The sequence below is a fragment of the Rathayibacter sp. PhB179 genome, assembly GCF_004345345.1.
In the GTDB taxonomy this organism is placed as follows: Bacteria; Actinomycetota; Actinomycetes; order Actinomycetales; family Microbacteriaceae; genus Rathayibacter; species Rathayibacter festucae.
Map to the genome: position 1 here is coordinate 368,757 of NZ_SLVD01000003.1, position 20,099 is coordinate 388,855.

Consider the following 20,099-nt stretch of genomic DNA (forward strand, 5'->3'; position numbering starts at 1 on the left):
GGATCAGTTTAACCGCGGAGGGATCAGTGCGGACGGAGACCGGACCCGATGAGGTCGACCAGCCGGCCGGAGCCGTCGCGCACGCCGACGGACGCGGCACGGCGGCCCATCTCGGCGAGGCGCGGAGCGTCGTGCAGGAGCGGCACCAGGTCGCTCGCGACCCACGCCGGGGTGAACGCCGCGTCCTCGACGAGGAGCGCTCCGCCCGCATCGACGACACCGCGCGCGTTGAAGCGCTGCTCGCCGTTGCCGACCGGGTAGGGCACGTACACCGCAGGGAGGCCGAGCGCGCTGAGCTCGCTCACGGTGGCCGCTCCGGCGCGGGAGACCGCGACGTCCGCGGCGGCGAGAGCGAGGTCCATCCGGTCGCAGTAGGCGAGGAGGTGGTAGCCGGGGACGGCGGGGTCGGCGATCTCGGCACGGTCGCCGGTGATGTGCAGCACCTGGAAGCCGGTCGCGACGAGCGCATCGGCACTCGCGTGCACGGTCGCGTTGATCCGCCGGGCACCGAGCGAGCCACCGGTGACGAGCAGGGTGCGGCGTGCGGGATCGAGACCGAAGGCGGCCATCGCCTCGTCGCGGACGGCCGCGCGGTCCAGCTGCGCGATCTCCCGGCGCAGCGGCATGCCGACCACCTGCGCGTTCCGCAGCGGCGTGCCCTCGAAGGCGACGCCGACGTACGGCGTGAAGCGGGCACCGAGCCGGTTGGCGAGCCCCGGCCGGGCGTTGGCCTCGTGCACCACGAACGGGATCCCGGCGCGCCGGGCGGCGAGGTAGGCGGGCGCGGCCGCGTAGCCGCCGAAGCCGACGACCGCGTCGATCCGGCGCTCGCGGAGGGTGCGGACGATGCCGTCGATCGTCGCGCGGAAGGCCGATGGGAAGCGCAGGGCGGCGCCGTTCGGACGGCGCGGGAACGGCAGGCGCGGGATCACCGACAGCTCGTAGCCGCGCAGAGGCACCAGTCGGGCCTCGAGTCCCTCGGCCGTGCCGAGGACGAGGACCTCGTCCTCCGGGTGGCGCGCCCGGATCTCGTCGGCCGTGGCGAGCAGCGGATTGACGTGGCCGGCGGTCCCGCCGCCGGCGAGCAGGAAGCGGGTCATCGGGCGGCGGCCTTCTTGGCGGCGCGCGCGGCGGCGCCGTCGCTCGGCGAGGTCTGGTGGCGCGCGAAGGAGAGCACGACGCCGATGGCGAGGAGCGAGCTGAGCAGGGCGGTGCCTCCGGAGGAGATCAGCGGCAGCGGCACTCCGAGCACCGGGAGCACCCCGAGCACCACCCCGATGTTGACGAACGCCTGGCCGATCAGCCAGACCATGACGGCGCCGGTCGTGATGCGGACGAACGGGTCGGTGGACGCGTGGATGATGCGGAAGAACGCGATCGCCAGGACGACGAAGAGCGCGAGGACCACGATCGCCCCGATCAGGCCGAGCTCCTCGCCGATGATCGCGAAGATGTAGTCGTTGTCGGCCGCGGGCAGCCAGGACCACTTGGCCTTGGAGTTGCCGAGGCCGACGCCGAAGATGCCGCCGGAGGCCATCGCCCAGGTGCCGTGCACGGGCTGCCAGCAGGAGGTCTCGTACTGCTCGGAGCCCGAGCAGTCGCCGAGGAAGGACATGATCCGGGTCAGCCGGTTCTCGCTCGAGACGGCGAAGAGCACGGCGCCGACCGCGCCGACGAGCACGATCGGGATCAGCACCTTCATCTGCACGTTCGCGTAGAAGAGCGCAGCCAGGACGATGCCGGCGAGGATCAGGACGGTGCCGAGGTCGCCGCCGCCGAGGACGAGGCCGATCGAGCCGCCCGCGACGATCAGGACGGGCATCAGCGCGTCCTTCCAGTCCTTCGGGCCGCGGTACCGGCGGGCGAGCAGCAGGCCGAGCCAGAGCGCGAGCGCGAGCTTGATGATCTCGGACGGCTGCATCGTGAAGCCGCCGATCCGCAGCCAGTTGCGGTTGCCGCCGACCTCCCAGCCGAGCGGGGAGAAGAGCACGAGCAGCTGCAGGAAGCAGCCGGCCCCGAGCAGGAGGGGTGTCGCCTTCTTCCAGAAGCGGATCGGCACGCGCGACACCACGAGCATCAGCGGCACGCCGAGCAGGGCGAAGCCGCCCTGGCGGAAGAAGCCGCCGAAGGAGTCGTCGCTCCGGACGTAGGACGTGACCGACGAGGAGGAGAGCACCATCGTCAGCCCGAAGAGCACGAGGAAGAGCGTCGTGCCGAAGAGCAGGAAGAAGTTCGGCGATCCCGAGGCGAGGACGCGGGCGAGCACGATCCGCGCGGTGCGCAGTCCGCCGCGCTCCTTGTGCTGCTCGCCCTCGGTCGCCTCGGCGCGCGAGCGGTCAGTGCGCGAGCGGCCCGGGCTGCGGTTCGTCGTCGGAGCGGTCATCGGCTCCCCCTCCCAGATACGTCGCCACGGCGGCCGCGAAGAAGCGGCCCCGCTCCGCGTAGTCGCGGAACTGGTCCATCGACGCCGCGGCAGGTGCGAGCAGGACGACGTCACCCGTGCGGGCGATCACCGCGGCGGCCTCGACGGCCGCCTGCATCACCGCCCCAGTGTCATCCGGGACCACCTCGGTCACGGGGAGGGCGGGCGCGTGTCGCCGGAATGCCTCGAGGACCTCCGCGCGGTCCGCGCCGATGACCACGGCGCCGCGCAGGCGGCCGACGTGGGCGCCCACGAGAGCGTCGATGTCGACACCCTTCAGCAGCCCGCCGACGAGCCAGACGACGGACGGGTAGGCCCGGAGCGAGGCGTCGGCGGCGTGCGGATTGGTGGCCTTGGAGTCGTTCACCCAGACCACGCCGGAGCTCTCCGCGACCACCTGGATGCGGTGCGCGTCGAGCTCGAAGCTCGCGAGAGCGCGGCGGACGGCGGCGGGCTCGATGCCGCAGGCCCGCGAGAGCGCGGCGGCCGCCAGCACGTTCTGCACGATGTGCGGGGCGGCGAGTCCGCGGGCGGCGAGCTCGTCGACGGTCGCGATCTCGATCGCGCTCGTGGCGCGGTCCTCGAGGAAGGCGCGGTCGCAGAGGATGCCGTCGACGACGCCGAAGTCGCTCGGCCCGGGGACCCCCAGGCCGAAGCCGATCGCGCGCGCGCCCTCGATCACCTCGGCGTCGACCACCATCTGCTCGGTGGCGGCGTCGGCGCGGTTGTAGACGCAGGCGACCCGGGTGTTCGCGTAGACCTTCGCCTTCGCGGCGCGATAGGCCTCGAAGGTGCCGTGCCAGTCGAGGTGGTCGTCGGCGATGTTCAGGCAGGTGCTCGCGAGCGGCTCGATCCGGCCGAGGTAGTGCAGCTGGTAACTCGAGAGCTCGACCACCAGGACGTCGAAGCCCTGCGGGTCGCGGACCGCGTCGAGTACCGGGATCCCGATGTTGCCGCAGGGGGCGGCCCGCAGCCCGCCGGCGATCAGCATCGTCGCGGTGAGCTGCACGGTCGTGGTCTTGCCGTTCGTGCCGGTCACCAGCACCCAGTCGGCCGGGGTGCCGTCGGCGCGGACGACCTTGTCGCGCACGCGCCAGGCGAGCTCGACGTCGCCCCAGAGCGCGATGCCCGACTCCCCCGCCCACGCGACGATCGGATGCGTCGGCGCGAAGCCGGGCGAGACGACGACGAGCTCGGGGTCGAACGACGCCAGCTCCTCCGGGACGCGGTCGAGCCGCTCGGCCCGGTGCAGGCGCGCCCCGATCACCTCGAGCAGGCGCTCGCGCTCCTCGTCGGCGCGGTCGGCCAGGACGAGCACCTCGGCGCCCAGCTCGGTCAGCGTGTCGGCGACGGAGAAGCCCGTGACGCCGAGCCCCAGCACGGCGACGCGGAGACCGCGCCAGTCGGAGTGCCAGCTGGTCAGCGAGTCGGGGCGGGCGGACGAGGCGGGAGCGGTCATGCCAGGGAGAGCCATTCGAGGTAGAAGAGCCCGACGCCGGCCGCGACGAAGATGCCGGCGATGATCCAGAAGCGGACCACCACCGTGATCTCGGCCCAGCCCTTGAGCTCGAAGTGGTGGTGGAGCGGGCTCATCAGGAAGATGCGCTTGCCCCGGGTGAGCTTGAAGTAGATCCGCTGCACGATCACCGAGCCGGTGACGATGACGAACAGGCCGCCGATCAGGATGACGAGCAGCTCGGTGCGGGTGAGGATCGCGAGGGCGGCGAGCGCGCCGCCGAGGCCCAGCGAGCCGGTGTCGCCCATGAAGATCTGCGCGGGCGAGGTGTTCCACCAGAGGAAGCCAACGAGCGCGCCGGAGATCGCCGCGGCGATGATCGCGAGGTCGAACGGATCGCTCACCTGGTAGCACTTGTCGGCCACCTCCGGGTTGAGCTGCGCGTCGAAGCACCACTGGTTGGACTGCCAGAAGCCGATGATGACGTAGGAGCCGATCGCGAGGATCGAGGAGCCGGTCGCGAGGCCGTCGAGGCCGTCCGCGACGTTGACGCCGTTGGACGTGCTGGTCACGATCACGCAGATCCAGAGCACGAACAGCCCGATGCCGATCCAGCCGAGCGTCGCGAAGTCGAACGGCAGGTCGCGGATGAACGAGATCGACGTCGAGGCCGGCGTCAGTCCGTTGGAGTCGCGCACCATGATCGCGATGACCGCGAAGGCCGCGGCGACGATGATCTGCCCGGCGATCTTGGCCCAGCCGCCGAGCCCGAGGCTGCGCTGGTTGCGGGTCTTCAGGAAGTCGTCGATGAAGCCGACGAAGCCGAGCCCGACCATCATGAACAGCACCAGCAGCGCCGACGGCGCGAGCGCCCGGTTGCCGAAGAGCGAGCCGAGGAAGTAGCCCGCCACGGTGGCGATGATGATGACGATGCCGCCCATCGTCGCCGTGCCGTGCTTGACGTGGTGCGACTTCGGTCCGTCCTCGCGGATGAACTGGCCCCACTGCAGGCGGTGGAACAGCCGGATGAACAGGGGCGTCAGCAGCAGCGTGAAGGCGCCGGAGAAGGCTCCGGCCAGAAGGAGTGCTCTCATCGGTGGCGCTCTCCCAGTCGGTCGCCCAGGAATCGCAGCCCGGCGGAGTTGGACGACTTCACCAGGACGGTGTCGCCGCTCCGAAGATAGCCGTCGAGCAGGTCGTAGGCCTCGTCGGCGGTTTCGACGAAGACGGACTCGCCGCTCCAGGAGCCCTCGCGCTCGGCGGCGACGTGGATCCGTCGCGCCTTCGCGCCGACCACCACGATCTGCGCGATGTTGAGCCGGACGGCGAGCAGGCCCACGCGGTCGTGCTCCTCGTCGGCCCACTCCCCCAGCTCGCTCATCTCGCCGAGGACCGCGACGGTGCGCCCCTCCGGCTTCGCGATCTGAGCGAGGGTCCGCAGGGCGGCGGCGGTGGAGTCGGGGCTGGCGTTGTACGCGTCGTTGACGACCGTGACGTCGGCGCCGCCGAGCACCTGCATGCGCCAGCGCTCGGCGAGCGTGACGGTCCCGAGCGCGGCGACGATCGCGTCGAGCGGGACGCCGACGGAGAGCGCGGCCGCGGTGGCCGCCAGCGCGTTCATCACGTGGTGCTCGCCGAGGACGCGGAGGAAGAGCTCGGCGCGGGCGGCCTCGCGGCCCTCCCCAGCGCTGATCTCGACGGTGAAGCGGGTGCCCTCGGCCGTCGGCTCGATGTCGACGGCGCGGACGTCGGCCTGCTCGCCGTGGCCGAACCACAGCACCCGGGCGGCGGTCCTCGCCTGCATCGAGGCGACGCGGCCGTCGTCGGCGTTCAGCACCGCGACGTCGTCGGCCGTCAGGTCGGCGACCATCTCGGTCTTCGCCTCGAGCGTGCGCTCGATGCCGCCGAACTCGCCGGCGTGAGCGAGGCCCACCGCGAGGACGATCCCGACGTCGGGCTTCGCCATCCGGACGAGGCGGCGGATCTCGCCGACCGCGCTCGCGCCCATCTCGGCCACGAGGAAGCGCGTCGAGGGCGACACCTTCAGCATCGTGATCGGCGCACCGACCTCGTTGTTGAACGAGCCCTGCGGGGCGACGGTCTCGCCCTCGCGCTCGAGGATCGTGCGGAGCAGGTTCTTGGTGGTCGTCTTGCCGTTGGAGCCGGTGACCGCGAGGACGGTGAGGTTCCCGAGCGCGCGCACGCGGCGGACGACCTCGGTCGCCAGGGCGCCGAGCGCCTCGACGGAGTCGTCGACGAGCACCTGCGGCACGTCGAGGTCGAGCGGCCGCTCGACGATCAGCAGGGCGGCGCCGCGCTCGACGGCGACCGGAGCGAAGAGGTGGCCGTCGGTGTGCTCGCCGCGCTTGGCGACGAAGATCCCGCCGGGCGCGATCTCGCGCGAATCGGTCTCGGTCGCGCCGTCGACGACGGTGCTCGCGTTCGCGGAGGAGCCGGCGAGGTGCAGCCGGCCGGAGACGGCCGCGGCGATCTCGGTGAGGGTCAGGGCGATCATCTAGAGCCAGCCCGCCTCGCGCAGGGCCTGCCGGACGTCGTCTCTGGCCGAATACGGCATGTGCACTCCTGCAATCTCCTGATAGTCCTCGTGGCCGGGTCCGGCGTAGAGGATCGCATCGCCCTCGTCCGCGAGGGCGACGGCCGCCCGCACGGCGGCGCGCGGGTCGGGGATCTCGTGGATCTCCCGGCCGGGCACGGCCTCGGTCGCCGCGCCGACGAGGACGGCGCGGATCGCCGCCGGGTCCTCCCAGCGCGGATGGAAGTCGGTCACGATCACGACGTCGGACAGCTCCGAGGCGATGCGCCCCATGTCGGCCCGCTTCGTGGTGTCCCGGTCGCCGTCGGCGCCGAAGACCATGATCAGCCGGCCGGGCGTCAGCGCCCGCAGCGCCTCGAGTGCGTTCGAGAACGCGTCCGGGGTGTGGCCGTAGTCGACGTAGACGCGCGGACCGCGGTCCCCGGAGACGCGCTCGGCGCGACCGGGGATGTAGACGTCCAGCGCGCCCTCGCCCAGAGCGTGCGCGATGGCCTCGAGGTCGAAGCCCGACTCGACGAGCATGACGATCGCGAGCGCCGCGTTGGCCGCCATGTACCAGCCGATCAGCGGGATGCTCACGACGACCGAGCGGTTCTCGGGCCCCTCGAGGCGGAAGGTCGTGCCGTCGGCGGTGCTCTCGACGACGGTCATCGACCAGTCGGCCGGCGTGCTCGGAGCGACCCCGACGACGGGCGAGCTGGCGAGCGTCGTCACGGGGATGCGGCTGCGCTCGACGAGCTCGCGGCCCCAGCTGCTGTCGACGGTCACCACGCCGCGGCGCGCGCGGTCCGGACCGAACAGGTCGGCCTTCGCCTCGAAGTAGTGCGCCATGTCGGTGTAGTCGTCGAGGTGGTCGTGCGTCAGGTTGGTGAAGCCGACCACGTCGAAGACGAGGCCGTCGATCCGGTGGCGGGTGAGCGCCTGCGCGGAGACCTCGATGGAGACCGCGCGCACCGCGGACTCCCGCATCCGGGCGAGCAGCGCGTGCAGCTCGCTCGCCTCCGGAGTGGTCAGCGAGCTGACGACCGCCACGTCGCCGATGCGGCGCTCGGCGGTCGAGCTGAGACCGGAGACGACGCCGAGGCGGCGCAGCAGCGCGTCGAGCAGGTAGACCACGCTCGTCTTGCCGTTGGTCCCGGTCACGCCGAACAGCGTCGGCGCGTCCTCGCGGGTGCGGTGGATCCAGGCCGCGACGTCGCCGAGGGCGGCGCGGGGGTCGGGCGTGACCAGCACGGGGAGGCCGCTGCCGGCGGCCAGCTCGGCGCCCTCGGGATCGGTCAGCACCGCGACCGCACCGGCGGCGGCGGCACCGGCGGCGAAGGCGGCGCCGTGCGCGGCCCGGCCGGCGACGCCGACGTAGAGATCGCCCGGCTCGACGCAGCGCGAGTCGAGGGTGACCCCGCTGACCTCGACGCCCTCGACCCCGCGGACGGGCCCGAGCGAGAACTCGGCGACGAGCTGCGCGAGCGCTCGGGGCGCCGGGTGCTCGGGCCGGAGGGAGGACTGCGGGCGAGTGTCGTGCAATGCCCGCTCTTTCTCTCGTGCTGGTGCTCGTGCTGGTTCTGGTCTGCTGGGTCGTGTCCTGGAGAGGGCGGTCACCACGTGGTGGGGTACTCCACCGGCGGGACCGTGGACGGCTCCACCCGGTTGGTCTTGAGCACCTGGGTCATGACCTGCTGGAACACGGGGGCCGTCGCCTGGGACGTGTTCATCTTAACCGGATCGGCGATGGTGACCGTCACGACGTACTCCGGGTCCTCCGCGGGCGCGAGGCCGGCCAGCGAGACGGTGTAGCTCTTCGAGTAGCCGCCGTTGCCGTCCGGCTGCTGCGCCGTGCCGGTCTTGGTGGCGATGTTGTAGCCGTCGACGTGGATGTCGTTCGCCAGCCAGCCCTCGTTGTAGTGGGTCTGCAGCATGTCCACGACGTCCTTCGCGGCACCGGCGGAGACCACCGGGGTCCCGGTGGTGTCGGGCACGTCGATCACCGAGCCGTCGGGCATGGTGCAGCCCTCGACCAGCTGCGCGGGCAGGCGCACCCCGCCGTTGCCGAGGGTCTGGTAGATGCTCGCGACCTGGACCGCGGTCGCCGAGACGCCCTGCCCGAACATCGTCGTGTAGTTGGTCTGGTTGTCCCAGTCCTCGGAATCGGCGAGGAGGCCGCCGGTCTCGCCGGGGAAGTCGACGGCGGTCGAGGCGCCGAGGCCGAACTTCTTGAGGTAGTCGTAGCGCTGCGAGGCGGAGAGCTTGGAGCCCATCATCGCGATGCCGACGTTCGAGGAGTCCTTGAGGATCCCGGTCAGCGTGTAGTTCGTGGGCGTGTGCGCGAAGTCGTCGCTGAAGGAGGCGCCGTCCTTCTCGAAGGTGTCGGGGACGACGACCTGGCTCGTCGGGCTCGCGAGGCCCTGGTCGATCAGCATCGCCGCCGTCATCGGCTTGAAGGTCGAGCCGGGCTCGAACGGGCTCTGGAAGGCGCGCGAGCCGCGGTCGGCCGGAGCGCTCGCCGAGACGTTGTTCGGGTCGACGGTCGGGGTCTCGGCGACGGTCAGGAGCTTGCCGGTCTTGACCTCCTGCACCACGACGATGCCGTAGCTGCCGCCGACCTCGGCGACCCGCTGGGCGAGCACCTGCTGCGAGTAGTACTGCAGGTCGGCGTCGATGGTCAGCTCGAGCGTCCCGCCGTCGACCGCGGGGGTCTCCGCCACGGTGCTGCCGGGGATGCGGACGTAGTCGGCGCTGCGCTCGTAGCTCTCGGAGCCGTTGGCCCCGGCGAGGCACGCGTTCTCGGCGTACTCCATGCCCTCCTGGGCGGCGCCGTCGCCGCCCACGTAGCCGACCAGGTTGCCGGCGACCGCGCCGTTCGGGTAGGTCCGGCCCTGCTGCGTCTCGAAGTAGGTCCACGGGATGTCGAGGGCGACGAGCTTCTGGTACGCCTCGAGGTCGAGGCCCTCGGAGAGGATCAGGTAGTTCGCCTTCGGGTCCTTCGCGACCGCGTCGCTCACGGCCGTGACGATCTGCGGGACCGTCTGCCCGGTGATGGCGCCGATCTCGGAGGCGGCCTGCTCGACGCTGACCATCACCTCCTGGCCGTCGGGCATCTCGCGCAGGAACTCCGCGACGTTCTTCGGCGAGGTCGTCAGCCGGTACCGGGTCGTGGCGTCGGCGAGCACCGTGCCGGAGCGGTCGACGATCGAGCCGCGGGTGCCGTAGGTGATGACGCTGTTCGACTGGTTCTGCGCCGCCTCGTCGGTCAGCTCGTTGGCGCGGACGACCTGGATGTCGACCAGCTTGCCGATGAACAGTCCGACGACGGCGGCGATGACGAGGAAGGTGACGGCGGTGCGTCGCCTGCTCGAACGGTGGTGTCTCACGGCGCTAGGGGCCCTTCGGTGCGTGGTCGGAGCGGCTCGGTGCGTGCTGGGCGGAGTCAGTGCGTGATCGGGGCGGGCAGCTCGCCCTGCAGCGGTGCGACCGCCGTGGTGGAGCCGGGTGCGGCCGCGGCGGCCGGCGGTGCGATCAGCGCGTTCGGCACGGCGGAGGCGGTCGCGGCGGTGCCGACCTCGCTCGCGGCGGCGGTGGCGGGATCGCCCAGCACGGCACCGTCGGAGAGGCGGAGGTAGACGGGCGCGGTGTTCGCGACCATGCCCAGGCCCTGCGCGGCGGTCGCGAGGTTCTGCGGCGAGCTGAGGGTGTCGACCGCGTCCTGCTTCTCCGCGTTGCCGCGGGTGAGCGTCTTCTGCTCGCCCTGCAGCGTCGCGATCTGGTAGGCGCCCTCGGAGAGGCCGACGCTGACCAGGAGCTGGATCACGATGATCGCGAACAGCCCCGCGACGGCGACGATCCCGTAGACGAGCTTCGGCCGGGCCTGGCGCGCTGGAGCGGGGACCGCCTCGATGCGGGGTCGCTGGGCCGGCTCGGCGGGCTGCGCCGGTCGTGCGGTGCTGCGGTCGATGACGGGGTCGATGACGGCGGTCGCGCTCATGCGGTGCTCCTGATCCTCTCGGCCGCGCGCAGTCGCACGGGTGTTGCTCGGGGGTTGGCGGCCTTCTCGTCGTCCGAGGCGAGCTCTGCGCCGCGGATGACGAGCCGGAACTCGGGTCGGTGCTCGGGCAGCTCCATCGGCAGGCCGACCGGCGCCGTGGAGGAGGAGGCGGCCTGCAGGGCGCGCTTGACGATGCGGTCCTCGAGCGACTGGTACGCCTCGACGACGAGGCGACCGCCGACGGCGATGCGGCCGAGTGCGGCGGGGATCGCCCGCTCGAGCACGGAGAGCTCCTGGTTGACCTCGATGCGCAGCGCCTGGAAGACGCGCTTGGCCGGGTGCCCGTTGCGCTGGATCGCGACCGGGGTCGCCGCCTGGATGATCTCGACGAGCCGGCCGGAGCGCACGATCGGCGCCGACGCGCGGGCCTCGACGATCTTCTTGGCGTAGCGCGCCGCGAGCCGCTCCTCGCCGTACTCGTGGAAGATCCGCCGGAGCGCGACCTCGTCGTAGTCCGCGAGGATGCTCGCCGCGGTGAGCGGCGCCGACGCGTCCATCCGCATGTCCAGCGGAGCGTCCTTGGAGTAGGAGAAGCCGCGCTCGGTCTCGTCGAGCTGCAGCGAGGAGACGCCGAGGTCGAACAGTGCGCCGTAGATCGTGTCGATGCCGAGCTCGTCGAGGACGTCGGGCAGCTCGTCGTAGACGGCGTGCACGAGGTCGATCCGTGCGGAGTGCGCGGCGAGCCGGGCGCCCGCCAGCTCGAGGGCCTCCCGGTCGCGGTCGAGGCCGACCAGGTGGAGGCGCGGGAAGCGCTCCAGCAGCGCGAGCGAGTGGCCGCCCATGCCGAGCGTCGCGTCGACGAGCACGGCGCCGTCGCGCTCCAGCGCCGGAGCGAGCAGCTCGACGCAGCGCTCGAGGAGCACGGGCAGGTGCCGCTCCTCGGTCGGGCGCACGCCCGCGCGGGCTGCGTCGGCGCTGGTCGCGTCGTCCGCGCTCACGTCGGCGCGGTGCGCAGGGGTGCTCTCGGTGCTCTCTGTCATGGCGGTCCCGCCGTCCTGTTCCTGCCGTCCGATCCCCATCCAGCTCACGACCGGACACCGGGGAAGGTGCGTCCGGGCGCCGAGTGGCTGGGAGTCGCGCGGCAGGAGCTAGAACAGTCCGGGGATCACCTCCTCCTCGGTGTCGGAGAACACGGACTCCTGCTCGGTGAGGTAGCTGTCCCAGGCGTCCTGGGCCCAGATCTCGGCGCGATTGCCCGCACCGATGACGGTGAGGTCGCGGTCGAGACCGGCGTAGGCGCGCAGCGGCGCCGGGAGGGTGATGCGGTTCTGCTTGTCCGGTGTCTCGGCGCTGGCGCCGGAGAGGAACACGCGGAGGAAGTCGCGGGCCTGCTTGCTGGTGACCGGCGCCTGGCGGATCTTCTCGTGCATCGCCTCGAACTCGCGCTGGCTGAAGACGTAGAGGCACCGCTCCTGGCCGCGCGTGACGACGACTCCGGAGGAGAGCTCGTCGCGGAACTTGGCGGGAAGGATGACGCGGCCCTTCTCGTCGAGCTTGGGGGAATGAGTGCCGAGGAACAACGGACTGCCCCCACTTCTCTCCGGCCAAGGTTGGTGTGGGCCCCACAGTACTCCACTTCCCCCCACCCACAACCCTCCGAACCGTCGCGGCGCGCCGCGGCGGCCCCGTCGATCCGCGTCGTTCTGCGGATCCAGCATCGTGGAGCGCAGTGGAGGGGAATCGCACCCCCGGGGAGCGTCCGGGCACGAAAAAAGGGCCGATCCGTGAGGATCGACCCTGTGGGTGGTACGGGGTGGAGGACCCGCGCCGTGGAGCGCTAGGAGCGGCCGTCGCCGCGGTTGTCCCACCGGTCGTTCAGACGGTCCATGAAGTTGGACCCCTGGCGTCCGCTCGCGGAGCGCGGCTTCGAGGGCCGACCCGCCTCGGGGATTCCGGAGGTGGTGGAGCCGCCGGGCGCGGGGCGCATCGCGACGACCACGCCGGCCAGCATCAGCGCGAAGCCGGCGACGCCCACGAGGGGCTGACGGACGATCACGCCGGCGACGAGGACTCCCAGGCCGACGATGGCGAGGAGGATGCCGAGCACGAGCGCGCGGTAGTTGGTGCCGCCCCGGCCCTTGCTGACCGCCGCGACGAAGTCGGCGTCGTTCTGATAGAGATTGCGCTCCATCTCGTCGAGGAGCCGTTGCTCGTGTTCCGAAAGCGGCATCGGGACCCCTTCAGGGTGTGGCGTCGACCCGGCGGGGACGGCACCGAGGGTGGGCGGGCGGTCTGCTCGACCGGGCTGGTGGCGCTTCAGTGTAGACCGCGGCCCGCCGAGGCGCCAGGCGCCATCGGTGCATAGGCTGGTCGGGTGAACCACAGCACTCGTCTGGTCGATCGCGTCCAGTTCCGAATCGATGAATTCCTCACCGGGCGCACGCCAATTCTGCGCTCCATCGGAGAGGACGTCTCCGCCCTCGGCGACCTTTCGCGGGACTTTCTCAGCGGGGGCAAGCGCTTCCGGGCGCGCTTCTGCGAGGCGGGCTGGACGGCGGTCTCCGCCGTCCCGAGCGACGCGCACCGGAGCGCCTCGGATCCGGTCGCGCGGGTCGGCGCGAGCCTGGAGCTGTTCCACGCCGCGGCCCTGGTGCACGACGACGTGATCGACAACTCCGACACCCGCCGGGGCGCGCCCTCGGCGCACCGCCGCTTCGCGTCGCTGCACGCGGGCGGCGGCTGGTCGGGCGACGCGGACGAGTTCGGCCGCTCCTCGGCGATCCTCCTCGGCGATCTGCTGCTGGTCTGGTCCGACGAGATCTTCGCGGACGCCGAGTGGGCGCTCGAGGACCGCACCGCTGCGGCGCGGGCCCGGGCGGAGTTCAACCTGATGCGCACGGAGGTGACCCTGGGCCAGTACCTCGACATCCTCGAGGAGAGCGCCTGGGTGCAGCACCCCGAGCACGAGCACCTCGAGCGCTCGGAGCGCGTGGTCGTCTTCAAGAGCGCGAAGTACAGCATCGAGGCGCCGCTGACCATCGGCGGCTCGCTCGGCGGCGGCGACGACGCCCAGATCGACGCCCTGCGCCGCTTCGGCCTGCCGCTCGGCATCGCCTTCCAGCTGCGCGACGACGTGCTGGGCGTGTTCGGCGATCCGGCCGTGACCGGGAAGCCGGCCGGCGACGACCTCCGCGAGGGCAAGCGGACCGTGCTGCTCGGCCTCGCCCGAGCGGCCGCCTCGGCGGGCGAGCGCGACGAGCTCGACGCCGTGGTGGGCCGAGCGGACGCGAGCGCCGACGACATCGCCCGCGCTCAGGAGATCGTGGCGGGCTCCGGGGCGCTCGACAGCCTCGAGGAGCGGATCGCCCGCGACGTCGAGGCCGCGCTGGCCGTGCTGCCGGACGCGCCCCTGCGCGAGGAGGGCCTCGCGGAGCTCCGCGAGCTCGCCGACCGGGTCACCGCCCGGACGGCGTAGAGCGGATCAGCCCAGGACCGGCGCTGGTGCCGGCTCGGCTCAGGCGAGCGCCTGGGCCACGCGGCGGACCTCGGCCTTGCGGCCGGCGAGCAGCGCCTGCACGGGGCTGGTGCCGAGGCTGTCCTCGTCCGCGAGCAGCCAGTCGATCGCCTCGTCGTCCGAGAAGCCCTGGTCCGACAGCAGGATCGCGGTGCCGCGGATCTCGCTGAGCGGCTCGCCGTCGCGGAGGAAAACGGAGGGGACGACGAGCTTGCCGTCACGGCGAGTGCCGAGCAGGTGGCGCTCCTCCAGGAGGCGGCGCACCCGGCTGACGCCGAGACCGGTGAGCTCGACCAGATCGGGCACGGTCAGCCATTCGATCTCGGGAGCGGACGAGGAGGCGGAGGCAGCGGACGAGTCGGTCACCCGTCAAGAGTGCCACGAGCCGCCTCCGCGTTGCACGCCGGTTGTCAGGAGCGTCTTGCCTAGACTCGTCGCGTGACCACCAGCCAGCTCGACCCTCTCCTCGGCCGTCTCGTCGACGGCCGGTACGAGGTGCGCTCCCGCATCGCGCGGGGCGGCATGGCCACCGTCTACCTGGCGCACGACCAGCGCCTCGAGCGCCGGGTCGCCATCAAGGTGATGCACGGGCACCTCTCCGACGACGCGACGTTCAAGAACCGCTTCGTCCAGGAGGCGCGCTCCGCCGCGCGCCTCGCCCACCCGAACGTGGTCAGCGTCTTCGACCAGGGCCAGGACTCCGACATGGCGTACCTGGTCATGGAGTACCTCCCCGGCATCACGCTGCGCGACCTGCTCAAGGAGCGCGGGCGCCTGACGGCCCAGCAGGTCGTCGACATCATGCACTCGGTGCTGTCCGGCCTCGCGGCCGCGCACCGGGCCGGGATCCTGCACCGCGACCTCAAGCCCGAGAACGTGCTGCTCGCCGACGACGGCCGGATCAAGATCGGCGACTTCGGCCTCGCCCGCGCGGCGAGCGCGAACACCGCGTCGGGTCAGGCGCTGCTCGGCACGATCGCGTACCTCTCCCCCGAGCTGGTCACCCGCGGCACCGCGGACACCCGCAGCGACATCTACGCCATCGGCATCATGATCTACGAGATGCTCACCGGCGAGCAGCCCTTCACGGGCGAGCAGCCGATGCAGATCGCCTACCAGCACGCGAACGACTCGGTCCCCTACCCCAGCGCGAAGGTGCCCTCGGTGCCGACCTCGCTCGACGAGCTCGTGCTCTGGGCGACGGAGCGCGACCCGGACATGCGTCCGCGCGACGCCGGCGTGATGCTGGCGCAACTGCTCGAGGCCGAGCGCCTGATGGGCATCACGCCGACCGACCGCCGCGGCGCGGACACCCAGGCCGTCACCCCCCTTCCGGTGGCGGAGCCCGCCACCGCGCTGCTGTTCGACGAGGCGGTGACCGGGCACACCTCGGTGATCGAGGGCTCGCCGGCGGAGCTCGAGCAGCGCGACGACGACGACGCGGTCGCGCGGCTCGCGACCAAGCGCCGCACGCGGCGCCGCCGAGGCGTGCTGCTGACGGTGATCGTGCTGCTGCTCGCCCTCATCGGCGGCGGGACCGCGTGGTGGTACGGCGAGGGCCCGGGCGCGATCGTGAACGTGCCGGACGTGGTGAGCCGCTCGCAGGACGACGCGACGGCCGCGCTGGTGAGCCAGGGCTTCGAGGTGTCGCCGCAGCAGGCGAACGACCTGACCGTGCCGGCCGGGACCGTGCTCAGCACCGATCCGCCCGGCGGCCAGGGGCTGCACAAGGGCGAGGTCGTGACACTGGTCGTCTCCAGCGGCCCGCGGCAGATCGAGGTGCCCGCACTGGCCGGTGTCTCCGAGGAGGAGGCGACGGCCGCGATCCAGGCCGCGCCGTTCACCGTGGGCGACGTGACGCGGATCTTCGACGCCGACGTCCCCGCGGGCGTCGTCGTCTCGGCGTCGCTGCCCGACGGCGGCGAGCTGCCCGCGACGATGTCGGAGACGAGCACGATCGCCATGGTGGTCAGCCTCGGGGCGATCCCCAACGTCGTCGGTCTCACCGTCGACGAGGCGACCGCCGCGGCGAAGGACGCCGGGCTCGCCCTCGACCGCGAGCGCGAGGACTGGAGCGACACGGTCGCCGCCGGCGTCGTCCTCACCCAGATCAACCCGGAGGCGCCCGCGACCACCGGCGACACCGTCTCCGTCGTCGTCTCCAAGGGCCCGCAGCCGGTCGCCGTCCCCAACGTCGTCGGCATGACCCGCGACCAGGCCAAGGCCGCGCTCAGCGCCGTCGACCTGAAGTGGAGCTACGGCCTGACGACCCCGCTGATCGACCAGGTGCCGGACGAGGTGACGAAGGTGACCAACCAGTCCGACAAGGAGGGCGCCCTCGTGCAGCGCGGCACCACGGTCCAGCTCTCGATCACGATCACGATCTGACCACTGAGCACTGCGGCCGAGCGCGGCACGCCGCGTCGGCATGCCGCGCCGGCATGCTGCGCCGGCATGCTGCGTCGGCATGCTGGTCGAGTAGCCCCGCAGGGGCGTATCGAGACCCAGCCTCCAGACAACGGTGGATCTCGATACGCCCGCTCCGCGGGCTACTCGATCAGCATGGAGGACCCGCCGCGCCGGCCACTCGCTCAGCGAAGACTGCCACGGGCACACGACCAGCGGCGGAAACATGCTGGTCGAGTAGCCCCGCGGGGGCGTATCGAGACCCAGCCTCCAGACAACGGTGGATCTCGATACGCCCGCTCCGCGGGCTACTCGAGCAGCATGAGGGCGCCCGCCCAGCGGGCTCCTCGATCGGCAGGGAGGGCCCGCTGGCGGGCAGCGGCCGGCTCAGCGCTCGCGCAGCTCCTCGGCGACGAGGAAGGCCAGCTCGAGGGACTGCATGTGGTTGAGGCGCGGGTCGCAGACCGACTCGTAGCGCGTCGCGAGGGTCGCCTCGTCGATGTGCTCCGAGCCGCCGAGGCACTCGGTGACGTCGTCGCCGGTGAGCTCGACGTGGATGCCGCCCGGGTGCGTGCCCGCGGCGCGGTGCGCCTCGAAGAAGCCCTTGACCTCGTCGACCACGTCGTCGAAGCGACGGGTCTTGTAGCCGGTGGGCGTCGTCAGTCCGTTGCCGTGCATCGGGTCGGTGACCCAGAGCGGCAGCGCGTCGCTCGCCTTGACCGCCTCGAGCAGCGGCGGCAGGGCGTCGCGGATCCTGCCGGCACCCATCCGCGTGATGAAGGTGAGGCGGCCGGGCTCGCGGTCCGGGTCGAGCTTGTCGATCAGCTCGAGCATCGTCTCGGGCGTCGTCGACGGGCCGAGCTTGACGCCGATCGGGTTGCGGACGCGCGAGAGGAAGTCGACGTGCGCGCCGTCGAGCTCGCGGGTGCGCTCGCCGATCCAGATGAAGTGGCTGGACGTGTTGTACGGCGTGCCGGTGCGCGAGTCGATCCGCGTCATCGGGCGCTCGTAGTCCATCAGCAGGCCCTCGTGGCCGGTGTAGAACTCCGTGCGCTTCATGCCCTCGAAGTCTGCGCCGCAGGCCACCATGAACTTCACCGCGCGGTCGATCTCGCGGGCGAGCTGCTCGTAGCGCTGGTTCTGCGGGTTCTCGGTGAAGCCCTTGTTCCAGTAGTGCACGAGCCTCAGGTCGGCGAAGCCGCCCTGAGTGAAGGCGCGGATGAGGTTCAGCGTCGAGGCGGCCGTGTGGTAGCCCTGCACGATGCGGCGCGGGTCGGCGGTCCGCGACTCCGGAGTGAAGTCGTAGCCGTTGACGATGTCGCCGCGGTAGGCGGGCAGCGTCACGTCGCCGCGGGTCTCGAGGTCGCTCGAGCGGGGCTTGGCGAACTGGCCCGCCATGCGGCCCATCTTGATGACGGGCATGCTCGCGCCGTAGGTCAGGACGACGGCCATCTGCAGCACGGTCTTCACGCGGTTGCGGATCTGGTCCGCGGTCGCGCCGGCGAAGGTCTCGGCGCAGTCGCCGCCCTGCAGCAGGAAGGCCTCGCCGCGGGCCGCGGCGCCGAGGCGCTCGCGCAGCTGGTCGACCTCGCCGGCGAAGACGAGCGGCGGCAGCGCGGCGACCTCGGCGGACGCGGCGGCGACCGCGGCGGCGTCCGGCCAGTTCGGCTGCTGCTTGACCTCGAGCTCACGCCAGTAGTCCAGGCCGGCGACCACGGAGGGGGCGGCGAGGACGTACGGTTCGTTCGGATCGATGACCACGAGGGTTCCTGGTTCTGACGGGCGCGCGGCGCGCGCAGTGATCGCCGCCCGGTCGGACGGCGACGGTTGACGAGCTTATCGGCTCGGCGGAGCGTTCTCCGGAGGTGCGCGCAGTCGGCCCACCGGACCCGGCGGTGTGCGGCCGGCTCGGCGCGGCGGGTTCAGCGCAGCAGGGCCGCGCGCTTCTCCTTGACCGAGGTCGCGTAGACGTCCAGGTACTCCTGGCCGCTCAGAGCCAGCAGCTCGTACATGATCTCGTCGGTGATCGAGCGGAGGATGAAGCGGTCGCCCTCCATTCCCTCGAAGCGGCTGAAGTCGAGCGGCTCGCCGAAGACGATGCCGATGCGCCCGAGCTTGGGCAGCCGCTTGCCGATCGGCATGATGCGGGCGGTGTCGATCATCGCCACCGGGACGACGGGCACCCGCGCCTCGAGGACCATCCGCGCGACGCCGGTGCGGCCGCGGTACATCCGTCCGTCGGGGCTGCGGGTGCCCTCGGGATAGATGCCGAGCGCCTCACCGCCGGCCAGGACGCGGAGCCCCGTGTTCAGCGAGGCCTCGGACGCCTTGCCGCCCGAGCGGTCGATCGGCAGCATGCCGGTGGCGGTGAAGAAGAGCTTCGTCGCCCAGCCCTTCAGGCCCTTGCCGGTGAAGTAGTCGCTCTTGGCGAGGAAGACCATGTTGCGCTCGATCACCAGCGGGAGGAACACCGAGTCGATGAAGGAGAGGTGGTTGCTCGCCAGGATGACGCCGCCGGTGGCCGGGACGCGGTCGGCGCCGACCACCCAGGGCCGGAAGATCGTCTTGAGCAGGGGCCCCGCGACGATGTGCTTCATGAACCAGTAGAACAAGGGGCGCTCCTCAGCGGTCCGCGACCGGGGTCACAGCGAGCTCGCGTGCAGGCGGGCGAGGTCGGCGGCGCCGACGACCCCCGCGTCGTTGACGAGCTCCGCGATGCGGAACTCGGGCTCGGGGTGGTACCCCCGGGCGGGCAGGTTGTCGAGGTAGGCCTGGCGGATCGGGTCGAGCAGGAGGTCGCCGGCCTGCGCCACTCCCCCGCCGATCACGAACATCTGCGGGTCGAGGACCGCGCTCAGGCTCGCCGCCGCCTCGCCGAGCCAGTGGCCGAGCTGGCGGAGGGCGGCGAGGGCGCCCAGGTCGCCGGCGCTGATCAGCTCGGCGATGACGCCGCCGTCGAGCTCGCCGCCGTTCCTCGCACGCGCGTCGGCGATGCCCTGGCCGATCCCGCCGGCGTCGGCGAGCTCGGCGGCGAAGCGCTGCAGTGCGCGGCCGGAGCCGTACTGCTCGATGCAGCCGCGAGCACCGCAGCCGCAGGGCAGGCCGCCGGGGACGACCCGCATGTGGCCGATCTCCGCCGCCGCGCCGAAGCCACCGCGCAGGAGCCGGTCGTTGATGACGATCGCGCCGCCGACGCCGGTGCCGATCGTGAGCATCAGCATGTCGCTCACCAGTCGGCCGGCGCCGTAGCGGAACTCGGCCCAGCCGGCCGCGTTGGCGTCGTTCTCGATGATGATCGGCAGGTCGATCCGCGCCGAGAGCTTCTCGCGGAAGGGCTCGTTGCGCCAGTTGATGTTGGGGGCGTAGTAGACGATCGACTGCGAGGCGTCGATGAAGCCGGCCGCGGCGACGCCGACAGCGGAGACGTCGCCGGCGGGCAGGCCCTCGCGCAGGCGCGCCACCATCTCGACGACGACGTCGACGATGAGCTCGGGATGACCGGCGGGCGTCGGCTGGCGGTCCTCGCGGACGATGCCGCCGAACTCGTCGACCAGCGCTCCCGCGATCTTCGTGCCGCCGATGTCGATACCGATCGCGTGCACGCGAACCGCCTTCCGCTAGCCTCCGACGCCGCTGCGCCGCGGGTCCGCCCTGGAGCGGCGGCCACATCGAGTGTAGTGACCCGCCGAGAACCGACGTGCGGATCGTTATCCTGAGTGGATACACAGTCGGGATGCGCCGGTAGGCTGGATCCGACAATCATTCAGG

17 protein-coding genes are annotated in these 20,099 nt (G+C 71.9%); 2 read left to right on the top strand and 15 right to left on the bottom strand.

The window, feature by feature from the left end:
• Positions 1-23: 23 nt before the first annotated feature.
• The 11 genes from murG to EDF43_RS08995 all read right to left on the bottom strand — a co-directional run bounded on the left by murG (position 24) and on the right by EDF43_RS08995 (position 12,641).
• Entirely contained in the window at positions 24-1,100 is a 1,077-nt protein-coding gene (murG, locus tag EDF43_RS08945; RefSeq protein ID WP_132436352.1) for an undecaprenyldiphospho-muramoylpentapeptide beta-N-acetylglucosaminyltransferase, read from the bottom strand.
• A complete protein-coding gene (ftsW, locus tag EDF43_RS08950) occupies positions 1,097-2,383 on the bottom strand; it encodes a putative lipid II flippase FtsW (protein WP_132436354.1) in 1,287 nt (428 codons plus the stop codon). Before ftsW ends, murG begins: the two co-directional genes overlap by 4 nt.
• Positions 2,337-3,881 (bottom strand): UDP-N-acetylmuramoyl-L-alanine--D-glutamate ligase, encoded by a 1,545-nt coding sequence (gene murD / locus EDF43_RS08955; RefSeq protein WP_132436356.1) that lies wholly within the window; start codon positions 3,879-3,881, stop codon positions 2,337-2,339. Before murD ends, ftsW begins: the two co-directional genes overlap by 47 nt.
• Positions 3,878-4,972 carry a phospho-N-acetylmuramoyl-pentapeptide-transferase gene (gene mraY / locus EDF43_RS08960; RefSeq protein WP_123732994.1) on the bottom strand — a complete coding sequence of 365 codons (1,095 nt, stop codon included), beginning with the start codon at positions 4,970-4,972 and terminating at the stop codon, positions 3,878-3,880. Before mraY ends, murD begins: the two co-directional genes overlap by 4 nt.
• The gene (gene murF / locus EDF43_RS08965; protein WP_123735892.1) at positions 4,969-6,393 is read right to left on the bottom strand and encodes a UDP-N-acetylmuramoyl-tripeptide--D-alanyl-D-alanine ligase; all 1,425 of its coding nucleotides are present in this window, start codon (positions 6,391-6,393) and stop codon (positions 4,969-4,971) included. The genes mraY and murF overlap by 4 nt, the downstream gene beginning before the upstream one ends.
• On the bottom strand, positions 6,394-7,956 hold the full coding sequence (locus EDF43_RS08970; protein WP_132436358.1) for a UDP-N-acetylmuramoyl-L-alanyl-D-glutamate--2,6-diaminopimelate ligase: 1,563 nt from the start codon (positions 7,954-7,956) through the stop codon (positions 6,394-6,396).
• 71 nt (positions 7,957-8,027) lie between these two features.
• On the bottom strand, positions 8,028-9,800 hold the full coding sequence (locus EDF43_RS08975; protein ID WP_243599891.1) for a penicillin-binding protein 2: 1,773 nt from the start codon (positions 9,798-9,800) through the stop codon (positions 8,028-8,030).
• 56 nt (positions 9,801-9,856) lie between these two features.
• A complete protein-coding gene (locus tag EDF43_RS08980; RefSeq protein WP_123735894.1) occupies positions 9,857-10,411 on the bottom strand; it encodes a hypothetical protein in 555 nt (184 codons plus the stop codon).
• Positions 10,408-11,451, bottom strand: coding sequence for a 16S rRNA (cytosine(1402)-N(4))-methyltransferase RsmH (gene rsmH, locus EDF43_RS08985; protein WP_132436360.1), 1,044 nt, complete (start codon positions 11,449-11,451; stop codon positions 10,408-10,410). Before rsmH ends, EDF43_RS08980 begins: the two co-directional genes overlap by 4 nt.
• Before the next feature lie 108 nt (positions 11,452-11,559).
• Positions 11,560-11,991, bottom strand: coding sequence for a division/cell wall cluster transcriptional repressor MraZ (mraZ, locus tag EDF43_RS08990; RefSeq protein ID WP_123446130.1), 432 nt, complete (start codon positions 11,989-11,991; stop codon positions 11,560-11,562).
• Positions 11,992-12,248: 257 nt separating this feature from the next.
• Entirely contained in the window at positions 12,249-12,641 is a 393-nt protein-coding gene (locus EDF43_RS08995; RefSeq protein WP_123704544.1) for a DUF3040 domain-containing protein, read from the bottom strand.
• Positions 12,642-12,785: 144 nt separating this feature from the next.
• Between EDF43_RS08995 and EDF43_RS09000 the strand changes: the two genes are divergently transcribed.
• Positions 12,786-13,886, top strand: coding sequence for a polyprenyl synthetase family protein (locus EDF43_RS09000; protein WP_132436362.1), 1,101 nt, complete (start codon positions 12,786-12,788; stop codon positions 13,884-13,886).
• Between the two features lie 39 nt (positions 13,887-13,925).
• Here the strand turns inward: EDF43_RS09000 and EDF43_RS09005 are convergent, their stop codons facing one another.
• Complete coding sequence (locus tag EDF43_RS09005; protein ID WP_243646260.1) at positions 13,926-14,291, bottom strand: Rv2175c family DNA-binding protein; 366 nt, start codon at positions 14,289-14,291, stop codon at positions 13,926-13,928.
• Between the two features lie 72 nt (positions 14,292-14,363).
• Here EDF43_RS09005 and pknB point away from each other — a divergent pair, with 72 nt between their 5' ends.
• Positions 14,364-16,313: a Stk1 family PASTA domain-containing Ser/Thr kinase gene (gene pknB, locus EDF43_RS09010; RefSeq protein WP_132436363.1), complete on the top strand. Its 1,950-nt coding sequence runs from the start codon at positions 14,364-14,366 to the stop codon at positions 16,311-16,313.
• 405 nt (positions 16,314-16,718) lie between these two features.
• On the opposite strand, the gene EDF43_RS09015 is transcribed toward pknB, so the two are convergent.
• The 3 genes from EDF43_RS09015 to EDF43_RS09025 all read right to left on the bottom strand — a co-directional run bounded on the left by EDF43_RS09015 (position 16,719) and on the right by EDF43_RS09025 (position 19,933).
• Positions 16,719-18,047: a 3-deoxy-7-phosphoheptulonate synthase class II gene (locus EDF43_RS09015; RefSeq protein WP_123446548.1), complete on the bottom strand. Its 1,329-nt coding sequence runs from the start codon at positions 18,045-18,047 to the stop codon at positions 16,719-16,721.
• Between the two features lie 206 nt (positions 18,048-18,253).
• Positions 18,254-18,943 (bottom strand): lysophospholipid acyltransferase family protein, encoded by a 690-nt coding sequence (locus EDF43_RS09020; protein WP_123735898.1) that lies wholly within the window; start codon positions 18,941-18,943, stop codon positions 18,254-18,256.
• Positions 18,944-18,973: 30 nt separating this feature from the next.
• A complete protein-coding gene (locus EDF43_RS09025; RefSeq protein ID WP_123446125.1) occupies positions 18,974-19,933 on the bottom strand; it encodes an ROK family glucokinase in 960 nt (319 codons plus the stop codon).
• Positions 19,934-20,099: the final 166 nt, after the last annotated feature.